The organism is Pandoraea anapnoica (assembly GCF_902459765.1).
Classification (GTDB): domain Bacteria; phylum Pseudomonadota; class Gammaproteobacteria; order Burkholderiales; family Burkholderiaceae; genus Pandoraea; species Pandoraea anapnoica.
On record NZ_CABPSP010000013.1, the window covers coordinates 39515 to 50744 of the forward strand.

At 64.9% G+C, this 11230-nt stretch carries 10 protein-coding genes; 5 read left to right on the forward strand and 5 right to left on the reverse strand.

Translation table 11 applies throughout. The features are described 5' to 3' along the window. The first annotated feature begins 19 nt into the window (after nucleotides 1–19). The 5 genes from edd (at nucleotide 20) to PAN31117_RS19905 (ending at nucleotide 6047) form a co-directional block, all read left to right on the forward strand. Nucleotides 20–1852, forward strand: a complete 1833-nt coding sequence (gene edd, locus PAN31117_RS19885; RefSeq protein ID WP_150739853.1) for a phosphogluconate dehydratase — start codon at nucleotides 20–22, stop codon at nucleotides 1850–1852. 34 nt (nucleotides 1853–1886) lie between these two features. Beyond that, complete coding sequence (gene eda / locus PAN31117_RS19890) at nucleotides 1887–2513, forward strand: bifunctional 4-hydroxy-2-oxoglutarate aldolase/2-dehydro-3-deoxy-phosphogluconate aldolase (protein ID WP_150739718.1); 627 nt, start codon at nucleotides 1887–1889, stop codon at nucleotides 2511–2513. Nucleotides 2514–2671: 158 nt separating this feature from the next. After that, complete coding sequence (locus PAN31117_RS19895) at nucleotides 2672–4027, forward strand: GntP family permease (protein WP_150575673.1); 1356 nt, start codon at nucleotides 2672–2674, stop codon at nucleotides 4025–4027. A gap of 117 nt (nucleotides 4028–4144) precedes the next feature. Then, nucleotides 4145–4678, forward strand: coding sequence for a gluconokinase (locus tag PAN31117_RS19900; RefSeq protein ID WP_150739719.1), 534 nt, complete (start codon nucleotides 4145–4147; stop codon nucleotides 4676–4678). Nucleotides 4679–4727: 49 nt separating this feature from the next. Beyond that, nucleotides 4728–6047, forward strand: a complete 1320-nt coding sequence (locus PAN31117_RS19905; protein WP_150739720.1) for a THUMP domain-containing class I SAM-dependent RNA methyltransferase — start codon at nucleotides 4728–4730, stop codon at nucleotides 6045–6047. 78 nt (nucleotides 6048–6125) lie between these two features. On the opposite strand, the gene PAN31117_RS19910 is transcribed toward PAN31117_RS19905, so the two are convergent. The 5 genes from PAN31117_RS19910 to PAN31117_RS19930 form a co-directional block, all read right to left on the reverse strand. Continuing rightward, nucleotides 6126–7220: a hypothetical protein gene (locus PAN31117_RS19910; RefSeq protein ID WP_150739721.1), complete on the reverse strand. Its 1095-nt coding sequence runs from the start codon at nucleotides 7218–7220 to the stop codon at nucleotides 6126–6128. Nucleotides 7221–7338: 118 nt separating this feature from the next. Then, nucleotides 7339–8109 (reverse strand): 5'-methylthioadenosine/adenosylhomocysteine nucleosidase, encoded by a 771-nt coding sequence (locus tag PAN31117_RS19915; protein WP_150739722.1) that lies wholly within the window; start codon nucleotides 8107–8109, stop codon nucleotides 7339–7341. Nucleotides 8110–8231: 122 nt separating this feature from the next. Continuing rightward, complete coding sequence (locus tag PAN31117_RS19920; RefSeq protein ID WP_150739723.1) at nucleotides 8232–9674, reverse strand: NAD(P)(+) transhydrogenase (Re/Si-specific) subunit beta; 1443 nt, start codon at nucleotides 9672–9674, stop codon at nucleotides 8232–8234. Next, on the reverse strand, nucleotides 9671–10003 hold the full coding sequence (locus PAN31117_RS19925; RefSeq protein WP_150739724.1) for an NAD(P) transhydrogenase subunit alpha part 2: 333 nt from the start codon (nucleotides 10001–10003) through the stop codon (nucleotides 9671–9673). Before PAN31117_RS19925 ends, PAN31117_RS19920 begins: the two co-directional genes overlap by 4 nt. Before the next feature lie 19 nt (nucleotides 10004–10022). Next, the gene (locus PAN31117_RS19930) at nucleotides 10023–11153 is read right to left on the reverse strand and encodes a Re/Si-specific NAD(P)(+) transhydrogenase subunit alpha (RefSeq protein ID WP_150739725.1); all 1131 of its coding nucleotides are present in this window, start codon (nucleotides 11151–11153) and stop codon (nucleotides 10023–10025) included. Between the last annotated feature and the right edge of the window lie 77 nt (nucleotides 11154–11230).

Sequence of the window (11230 nt, forward strand, 5' to 3'; positions counted from 1 at the left end):
AGTCCAGTCCTACGACATGATGTCCGAGCAAAAGAAATCCCTGCACCCGACCGTAATGGCCGTCACTGCGCGCATTGCAGCGCGCAGCCGCGACACGCGCGCAGCGTATCTGGCCCGCATCGATGCGAGCGCCGGCCGCTTTCCGCAGCGTGGCGCGCTGTCCTGCGCGAACCTGGCGCACGGTTTCGCGGCCATGCCAGCCAACGACAAGCTGATCCTGCGCGAGCAGCGTCGCCCGAACGTGGGCATCGTCACCGCCTACAACGATATGCTCTCGGCGCATCAGCCGTACGAGCAATACCCGGCGCGTCTGCGTGAGGCGGCCCGCAAGCTGGGCGCGACGGCGCAGGTCGCAGGCGGTGTGCCCGCCATGTGTGACGGCGTCACGCAGGGCAATGCGGGCATGGAGCTGTCGCTGTTTTCGCGCGAAATCATCGCGATGAGCACGGCCATTGCCTTGTCGCACAACATGTTCGACGCCGCGCTGATGCTTGGCGTGTGCGACAAGATCGTGCCGGGCCTCGTGATCGGGGCCTTGCAGTTCGGGCACCTGCCGACGATCTTCGTGCCCGCTGGCCCGATGGCGAGCGGTCTGTCGAACGACGAGAAGGCGAAGATCCGCCAGTTGTACGCCACCGGCAAAGTGGGCCGCGACGCGCTGCTCGAAGCCGAATCGCAGGCGTACCACGGTGCGGGCACGTGCACGTTCTACGGCACCGCCAACAGCAATCAGTTGTTAATGGAAATCATGGGCCTGCATCTGCCGGGCGCGGCCTTCGTGCACCCGCACACGCCCTTGCGCGATGCGCTCACCGACGCGGCGCTCGCGCGCGTGCTGGCCATCGGCGCGCACACCCCCGAGTACACCCCCGTCGGCCATGTGGTTGACGAGCGTGCCGTCGTCAACGGCATCGTCGGCCTGCTGGCCACGGGCGGCTCGACCAATCACACGCTGCACCTCGTGGCGATGGCCCGCGCGGCGGGCGTCGTCATCGACTGGGACGATTTCGACGCGCTGTCGGCCATCGTGCCGCTCATGGCGCGCGTCTATCCGAACGGCAAAGCCGACGTGAACCATTTCCACGCCGCAGGCGGTATGGGCTTTCTGATCGGCGAACTGCTCGACGCGGGCCTGTTGCACGACGACGTGAAGACCGTCGCCGGTCCCGGCCTCTCGCGCTACCGCGCCGAGCCGTGGTTGTCGCCCGAAGGGGTGGCGTGGCGCGCAGGGAGCGCCTACAGTGGTGATCGTGACGTCTTGCGCGGCCATGCCGAGCCGTTCGCCCTCGATGGCGGATTGCGGCTCATGCACGGCAATCTGGGGCGCGGCGTCATCAAGGTCTCGGCGGTCAAGCCGGAACATCGGCGCGTGGCCGCAACGGCACGCGTATTTACTTCGCAGGAAGCGGTCCAGGCCGCGTTCGACGCAGGCGAGCTGCGTCGCGACGTGGTCGTGGTGTTGCGTGGCCAGGGGCCGCGCGCCAATGGCATGCCCGAGCTGCATCGCCTCACGCCGCTGCTCGGTGTTTTGCAGGACGAGGGATTTGCCGTGGCGCTGGTGACGGACGGCCGGATGTCCGGCGCGTCGGGCAAGGTGCCTGCGGTGATTCACGTGTCGCCTGAGGCGGCTGGCGGTGGTCCGCTGGCACGGGTGTGCGACGGCGATCTGATCGTGCTCGACGCCAACACCGGCATGTTGCACGCCGAAGTGTCGCCGCAAGTCTGGGCCGGGCGTGAGAACGCGCCGGTCGACGTGTCCGGTGACGACACCGGGCGCCTGCTCTTCGGGCACATGCGTGCTTCCGTAGGCGCGGCGGAAACCGGCGCTTCCGTGTTCTTCGGTACCGAGTGACGAGCACTACGTCACTGCATTCAAGGAAAACGTAATGAACATCAATGACATCGTTCGTGCCGGCCCCGTGGTTCCGGTGCTCCAGTTCGATAACGTCGAGCAGGGCGAGCAGGTCTCGCGTGCATTGCTCGCGGGCGGCGTGCGCGTGCTCGAAATCACGCTGCGCACCCCGGCGGCGATGGACGTCATCCGTCATGTGGCCGGACTGTCGGACGAACTGATCGTTGGCGTGGGCACGCTCACGCGTCCCGAGCAGATGGCGCAAGCCGTGGCTGCCGGTGCGCGCTTCGGCGTGTCGCCGGGTTACACGCCGGCGCTGGGTGCGGCCGCCAAGGCGGCCGGTCTGCCGCTGCTGCCGGGCGTGGTGACGCCCTCGGACATTCTGGCGGCGCTCGCCGACGGTTACGAGACGGTGAAGTTCTTCCCGGCCGAACCTTCGGGCGGTGTGCCGATGCTCAAGGCACTCTACGGCCCGTTCCGCGACGTGCGCTTCTGCCCGACGGGCGGCATCAGCGCGGAGTCGGCACCGTCGTATCTGGCGCAGCCGAACGTGGTGTGTGTGGGTGGCTCGTGGCTCACGCCCAAGGCGCTGGTCGACGCGAAAGACTGGGCCGGCATCACGCGTCTGGCCCGCGCGGCGAGCGCGCTGCCGCGCGCCTGAAGCGGTGCCAATGCCGCAAAGCGCAACGTCGAATCTCGCAACTGTAGCAACTCGCATTGACGGCGGAACATCGCCGGTTTTACCGAATAACAGGATTTCAATAAACGGGCGCGAGCCCAACGGGCATCCGCCCATCTAGCCAAACGAGGAGACCCCCCATGGTCGCGGTGCAAGGCAACTTGCTGCTGGTATACGCGCTTATCGCGGTAATCGCGCTGATTCTGCTGATCGCGCGCTTCAAACTGAATCCGTTCATCACGCTGATCGTCGTGTCGCTCGTGCTCGGGCTGGCGGTGGGCATGCCGATGGGCGGCATCGTCAAGGCATTCGAGACGGGCGTGGGCAACACGCTGGGGCACATTGCGCTCGTGGTGGGGCTTGGTACGATGCTCGGCAAGATGATGGCCGAGTCGGGCGGTGCGGAGCGCATTGCGCGCACGCTCATCGGCTTCTTCGGTGAGAAGAACGTGCATTGGGCGATGGTCGTGATCGCGTTCATCGTTGGTCTGCCGGTGTTCTTCGAAGTCGGTTTCGTGCTGCTGATCCCGATTGCGTTCAACGTCGCCAAGCGCACCGGCACGTCGATGGTGCTTGTGGGCATTCCGATGGTCGCCGGTCTGTCGGTCGTGCACGGCCTGATCCCGCCGCACCCGGCGGCGCTGCTGGCCGTGACCGCCTACAACGCGGACATCGGTCACACGATCATGTACGCGCTGATCGTCGGTATTCCGACGGCTGCGATTGCCGGTCCGCTTTTCGCCAAGCTGATGGCGCGTCACGTGGTGCCCAATCCGGATAACCCGCTGCTCGCCCAGTTCGTCGAAGCCGACCGTCCGATGGACAAGCTGCCGGGCTTCGGCATCACGCTGTTCACGATTCTGCTGCCGGTCATTCTGATGCTCATCGGTAGCTGGGCCGACCTGTTCTTCGCACCGAAGACGTTCGCGAACGACTTCCTGCGCCTGATCGGCAACTCGGTGATGGCGCTGCTCATCGCCACGCTCGTGAGCTTCTTCACGTTCGGCAAGCAACGCGGCTTCAATCGCGATCAGATTCTGAAGTTCACCAACGAGTGTCTGGCCCCGATTGCCACGATCACGCTGGTGGTGGGTGCCGGTGGCGGTTTCGGGCGTATCCTGATGGACAGCGGCGTGTCGAAGGCGATTGTCGACGTCGCGAACAACGCCCATCTCTCGCCGCTGCTGCTCGGCTGGCTGGTGGCGGTGCTGATCCGTATTGCGACGGGCTCGGCCACGGTGGCCATGACGACCGCCTGCGGTATCGTCGCCCCGATTGCGATGGCTGCCGGCTCGACGGTCAAACCGGAGCTGATGGTGCTGGCCACGGGCGCAGGGTCGCTGATCCTGTCGCACGTGAACGACGGCGGCTTCTGGCTGGTCAAGGAATACTTCAATATGACCGTGCCGCAGACCTTCAAGACGTGGACGGTGTGTGAGACGATCATTTCGGTCGTCGCGCTGCTGCTCACGCTGGGTCTGGCCGCGGTGGTGTAATCGGCCATATCGTTGTATCGGGTAAGCGCGCCGCTCAGGCAGTGAACATGCGCAGAGCGGCGCGAGCAATACGGGTAACACGCTGGCACAGGTCGGCACGGAACAAGGAGACGAGCCATGATCGTCGTGGTAATGGGCGTATCGGGCAGCGGCAAGAGCACGGTCGGGCAGATGCTTGCCGACCGGCTGGGCTGCGGGTTTTCCGACGCAGATTCGTTTCACAGCCCCGCGAACATCGAGAAGATGCGTCGCGGCGAAGCGCTTAACGACGCCGACCGTGCACCGTGGCTGGCGGCGATTCGGGAAGCCATCGTCGCGCGCAGGGTGGCGGGGCGTCATCACGTGTTCGCGTGTTCGGCGCTGCGCGCACGGTATCGCGACGTGCTCGGCGAGCACGACGGCGACGTCGTGTTCGTCTACTTGAAGGGTGCGCCCGAGGTGATCGGGGAGCGTCTGGCCTCGCGCTCAGGCCATTTCTTCGATCCGGCGTTGCTGCAAAGCCAGTTCAATACGCTGGAAGAACCGCGCGATGCGCTGATCGTCGACATCTGCGATTCCCCCGACGCCATCGTCGAAACCTTGCTTCACAAGCTTGCCGCCTGCCCCGGCGGCGTGCCGCTGACGTCCGCCGGTTCGGCGCGCGTACAATAGCGGTTTATTCCCTCCGCCGGCGCTTTGCGCGCCGGTCGCACGCACCAACATGGCTTCCTTCGAATTCTTCGCGCCCTGTCCCCGTGGACTGGAAGAGGCGCTTGCCGCCGAACTGGCAGAACTGGGGCGTCTCGCCCCGATTTCGGTGGGCAAACAGGTGCCCGGTGGTGTGCACTTCGCCGGTCCGTGGGCCGCAGGTATGGCAGCCAACCTGCATTCGCGCATCGCGAGTCGTGTGCTGCTGCGCGTCGCGCAACAGGGCTACCGCACCGAACAGGACATCTACGAATTCGCCCTGCGGCAGCGCTGGGAAGACTGGTTTGGCTATCAGCAGACGCTGCGGGTGGACGTCACCGGTATCAAGGCGCCGGTGCGCAGCCTCGAATTCGTTACGTTGCGTGTGAAGGACGCCGTGTGCGACCGTCTGCGCGAGAAGTCCGGTGCGCGTCCGAACATCGACACCATGCAGCCCGACGTGCGCGTGTTCGCCTTCCTGACCGCGACCGACGCCACGCTCTATCTCGATACCTCCGGCGAGCCTCTGTTCAAGCGCGGCTGGCGTCTGGACAAGGGCGCAGCCCCGCTGCGCGAAAACCTCGCGGCGGGCATTCTGCGACTGGCGGGCTGGCGTACCGATACGGCCGCCGACATGGTGCTGTACGACCCGATGTGCGGCAGCGGCACGTTCCTCGCGGAAGCCGCGCAGATCGCGCTCGGCGTCCCGGCGGGCGCGGGCCGCCGCTTCGGCTTCGAGAGGCTGAAGGGCTACGACATCACCGCCTGGCAGGCGCTCAAGGTGCAGGCGGACGAAGCGCAGCGCGACGCCCGTGTGCGCGGCGTGCCCGACAGCATCTTCGGCAGCGACATTTCCGGCGACATGCTGGTCAAGTCGCGTGCCAATCTGGAGCGCGCGGGTGTGGGCGACATCGGTCTCAAGCAGGTGGATGCGCGCGATATGTCGCCGCCGACGGATCGTCCGGGGATCATCGTCGCCAATCCGCCGTACGGCGAACGTATCGAAGTGCGTGGCCGCCGTGCCCCGCGCGACGACGACGACGGTTATTCGCCGGACGTGCAAGGCAATCGCGGTGGCTTCCAGCGCAACCAGCCGGACGGCGTCGACGCCGCGTTCTTCCGTGCCTTCGGCGACGTGCTCAAGCAACGCTTCACCGGCTGGAGCGCGTTTCTGCTCACGGCGGACATGAGCCTGCCGGGACAGATGCGCCTGCGCGAATCGCGTCGTACGCCGCTGTACAACGGTGCGCTGGAATGTCGTCTGTTCCGCTTTGACATGATTGCAGGCTCGGTGCGCAAGCGCGGTGAAAGCGACGGCGATGGCAAGAGCGAGGGCGGAGACGTCCTGGCGTGATCGGGCGGCAACCCGTCATTGTTCGACGCAATGAGAAAGACCGGCCATTGGCCGGTCTTTTGCATTCTACGACGGGGCTTATCGATCCGTACCGGGGGAGGCCATGCTGGCGTCCGAGTGGGGCGGCTGTGGTGGCAATGCAGCTTCTAGCGCAGCACGGCGTGCGTTGCGTCGATTCGCCGCCATGAGCTCGAAGCGCTCGTGCAAATCTCTCGGCGCGATGCGTGCCCGCTGCGGATCGCACTCGACGTTTTCCGGGTCGGACAGGTCGCTATCGAAGTAGGGGGCTGTGCGAGGGTGGTATCCCGGCGCGTTCAATCCCCCGAGCAGGGTGACGTTACGGAGCCATCGCTCCGTGTCGCAGGTAATACCGTTGGACGACACTACGTCGTCGTCGACGTACCCTTCCCGGGGATCCGGACGTATCTCCCAGGCCTCTCGCCGTATCTCCCAATGTGGCCAGATCTGACCGTCCGCACCGTGGTGACAGTAGGCCAGCGCCTGATAAGCCTTGCGGCAGACCTCGCGCGTCTCGAGGCACACGGGGCGATCGTGAGTTGCTATGTCGAGCAGTTGTCCGATGCCTTCTGGGTCCTGACTCGCCGCGCTGTAAAAGTACACCCACCTGTTGGTTGTATCGAGCGACCAGGGTACCGCGACGTCATGCCCGAACGTCTGCAGGATGCGTAGCGTCAGAATGTCGTCGGCGACATGAACTGGGGCGTCTCGCGTCAGGACGGCGCGCGCCCAGGCGTTGAGATTGGGCGTCGCCGCCATCCGTTCAAAGAGGGTGCAGCCGATAGGGCGCGGGAGCAGCCGCTTCACGAGATCGACGGCGAGCGCTTCCGGCAGGCCGGTGTCCCTGAGCGCATCGATGGTCACCTCATGGTCTTCCAGCACGGCCAGCCGCCGCAACGCGATGGCTTGCTCCGCGTTACGCGCGGGCGTTCCGATGGTTGTTTTGCCGATATAGGTTTCCACCTCCCTCCCGAATACGCTATCCGGATGCGCGGCAGCGAGTGCCAGCGCTTCTTTGGCGGAATTGCATTTCGGATTGAGCGTTCTGATGTTCACGATCTCGAGCCAGCTCAGCGCCCGGTAGGTCTGTTCGAGTACCGGCGAGCTCAGGTGGCCCGCCATACTCAGTTCTGCGCGGTGATTGCCCACGTTCATGGAATGTGTCCTTTGGACAGTGTCAAAGGCGTCATTCTCTGCAAGGATGGCGATGCGCGATGTCGAGATCTGTCGTCGGAATGTCCAAACGGGGATGGGCAGCGACGGTTCGGTGCGCTTAGGTGGACGGTGCCGAACGCACGCTCAGGAAGCGACGAAGGATGCCGTGAGAGTAGTGGCTCGCGACCTCGCGCAGAAAGCGCGGGAAGTCGACGTGTGCGGTGTCGTCGGCCACGTCGGACAGCGTGCGCATGACGGCGAACGGAATGCCGTACTCATGGCAGACCTGCGCGACCGCCGCTCCCTCCATCTCGACGGCAAGCGCTTGCGGCAGCGTGCCGCGCAACAGTGTGACTTCGTTGGCGCTGGAAACGAAGCGATCGCCGCTGGCGATTTGCCCGACGTGCACGCGCGGCGCGGACATCCGTAGCTCAGTGCGCAATGCGGCGCTCACCTGCGTGGCCATCTCGTCGGCAAGCCAGTCGCGTGCGGCCTGAGCGAGGGCATCGCGCAGTGAAGTTTCGGCGTCGAACTCAGCGCGCCCGAGCAGCGGGATTTCGAAGCGGGGGAAGAGGGGGCTTGCGTCCATGTCGTGCTGCGTGAGCGTGTCGGCGATGACAACGTCGCCCACCGACAACCCGTGCGCGAGTCCGCCGGCCACGCCGGTGAAGACGATTTCCCGCACGTCGAAGCGATGGATCAGCGCAGCCGTCGTGGCGGCCGCCGCCACTTTACCGATCCGGGCGAGCACGATGACACAGTCGTGGCCGTGCAGCTTGCCCACGTGATAGTCGCGCATGCCGATATGTTCGACGTGTGCCCCGGGGGCCATCTCCGCGAGCAGATCGGCGATTTCTTCGTGAAGGGCGGCGACGATGCCTAGCGTCATGATGCGGGACTCTTTTGCGCGCGGTGGCGCGCTATTGCATGGATCGAGCGCGCATTGTAGCGCGGGGCTGCACCCGATGTTGGCGTGCAGCCCCGCGCAAGGATCCAGCGAAAGGGTCCGGCTTACTCGACCGCTTTCACCATCTCCTCGATGACCTTCTTCGCGTCGCCGAAGACCATCATCGTCTTGTCGAGATAGAAGAGTTCGTTATCGAGCCCGGCATAACCGGCGGCCATCGAACGCTTGTTGACGATGATCGTCTTGGCTTTGTACGCCTCGATGATCGGCATCCCCGCAATCGGCGAGCCCGGGTCGTTCTTCGCGGCGGGGTTCACCACGTCGTTCGCGCCGAGTACGAGCACCACGTCCGTCTGACCGAATTCGCCGTTGATCTCGTCCATTTCCAGCACTTGATCGTACGGCACCTCGGCTTCGGCCAGCAACACGTTCATGTGACCCGGCATACGGCCCGCGACCGGGTGAATCGCGTAGCGCACGTTTACGCCCTTCTCCGAGAGCTTGTCGGTCAGTTCCTTGAGCGCGTGCTGCGCGCGGGCGACCGCCAGACCGTAGCCCGGCACGATCACCAGCGATTCGGCGTTGCTCATGAGGAACGCTGCGTCGTCGGGCGACCCCGATTTCACCGGACGCTGCTGCTGTTCGCCACCCGCCGCGCTCGTGCCCGGCGTTGCACCGAAGCCACCGAGAATCACGTTGAAGAACGAGCGGTTCATGGCTTTACACATGATGTACGACAGAATCGCGCCGGACGAGCCGACCAGCGAACCGGCGATGATCAGCATCGGGTTATTCAGCGAGAAGCCGATGCCCGCTGCCGCCCAGCCCGAGTACGAGTTCAGCATCGAGACCACGACCGGCATGTCCGCACCACCGATCGGGATGATGATGAGCACGCCGAGCACGAACGCGATGGCCGTCATCAGAATGAACGGCAGCCAGCTTTGCGACAGGAAGAAAATGACGCCGAAGCCGAGCATCGCGATGGCGAGCAGCAGGTTGATCGTGTGCTGTCCGGTGAACTGCACCGGCGCGCCCTGGAACAGGCGGAACTTGTACTTACCGGAGAGCTTGCCGAAGGCGATGACCGAACCTGAGAATGTGATCGCGCCGACGAACGTGCCGATGAACAGTTCGATACGGTTGCCCGGCGGCAGGAAGGTTTCACCCGCGGGCACGATACCGAATGCCGCAGGCTCTGCCACGGCCGCGACGGCGATACACACTGCCGCCAGACCGATCAGCGAGTGCATGGCGGCCACGAGTTCCGGCATCTTCGTCATCTCGACCTTGCGGGCGACGAAGGCACCGATGCCGCCGCCGACCACAAGACCTGCGAGGATCAGCGCGAGCCCCGAGTAGTTGCCGCCCATCAGACGACGCAACTCGTAAATCAGCGCAATCGTGGTGACGGCGGCAATCGCCATGCCGATCATGCCGAACGCGTTGCCGCGTCGCGCCATCTTCGGATTCGACAGGCCCTTGAGTGCCTGAATGAAACAGATCGACGCGACCAGATACAGCAGCGTGACGAGATTCATGCTCATTGCTTGTCCCCCTCGATGGCCCCAGCGGTCTTAACCGGCTTGTCTTTTTTCTTGAACATCTCAAGCATTCGCTGGGTGACGAGGAAGCCGCCGAACACGTTGACGGCCGCGAGTGCCACGGCGATCACGCCCATCGTCTTGCCGAGGTTGCCTTCGGTGAGACCGGCGGCGAGCATCGCGCCCACGATCACGATGGCCGAGATCGCGTTCGTCACGGCCATGAGCGGCGTGTGCAGCGCAGGCGTGACGTTCCATACCACGTGATAGCCGACGTACACCGCCAGCACGAAGATGATCAGATTGATCACCGTGTGATTGATCATTTCCATAACATTCCCCTTGTTTTTCTCAGGCGGCGCGCAGCACCTGACCGTCGCGGCACATTAGACAAGCGGCGACGATGTCGTCGTTCGTGTCGATCACGAGCTTGCCTTCCTTGTCGATGACCAGCTTCAGGAAGTCGAGCACATTGCGTGCGTAGAGTGCGGAGGCGTCGGCAGCGACCATGCCGGCGAGGTTGGTGTAGCCCGCGATGGTGACGCCGTGGACTTTGACGACTTCGTCGGCCACCGACAGCGGGCAGTTGCCGCCGCCGTTGGCACCGCGCCCAGCCGCCAGATCGATGATCACCGAGCCAGGCTTCATGGCCTTGACGGTGTCTTCGCTGATGAGCGTCGGCGCAGCGCGGCCCGGGATCAGGGCGGTGGAGATCACGATGTCCGCCTGCGTCAGGCGCGTGTGCACCAACTGTGCCTGACGCGCGAGCCATGCAGCGGGCATCGGACGCGCGTAGCCGCCTACGCCCTTGGCGATCTCGCGTTCTTCGTCGGTCTCGAACGGCACGTCGATGAACTTTGCGCCGAGCGATTCGATCTGCTCACGCACGGCCGGACGCACGTCCGACGCTTCGATCACCGCGCCCAGACGCTTGGCCGTCGCAATGGCTTGAAGGCCAGCGACACCGGCACCGAGCACGACCAGACGTGCAGCCTTCACCGTCCCGGCGGCCGTCATCAGCATCGGCATGAAGCGTTGATAGAGGTTCGCGGCGAGCATCACGGCCTTGTAGCCAGCGATGTTGGCCTGCGAAGACAGTACGTCCATGCTTTGCGCACGCGTGGTGCGCGGCGCGGCTTCGAGCGCGAAGGCAGTGACGCCGGCGGCGGCCATGCGGGCATTGTTCTCGGCGTCGAACGGATTGAGCATGCCGACGACCACGCTGCCGCGCGACATCTGGGCAAGTTCTTCGGGGGAGGGGGCGCGTACCTTGAGAACGAGTTCTGCGCCGAGCGCGTCGGCGGCGCTGCCGAGGGTGGCCCCGGCCGCTTCGAAGGCGGCGTCGGGCACGCTGGCAGCGTCTCCTGCGCCGCGGCCGATCACGATCTGGTGTCCTGACGCGACCAACTTCTTCACCGTCTCGGGCGTGGCCGCGACACGGGATTCGCCGGAAAGCGTTTCGGCGGGAATGCCGATTTTCATTGCGTATCTCCTTGGGTTTGTGAACTGATCTCATCAGCGGCCAAAAACCAAGGAGCCGCAGCGCGTACGCTGCCGAG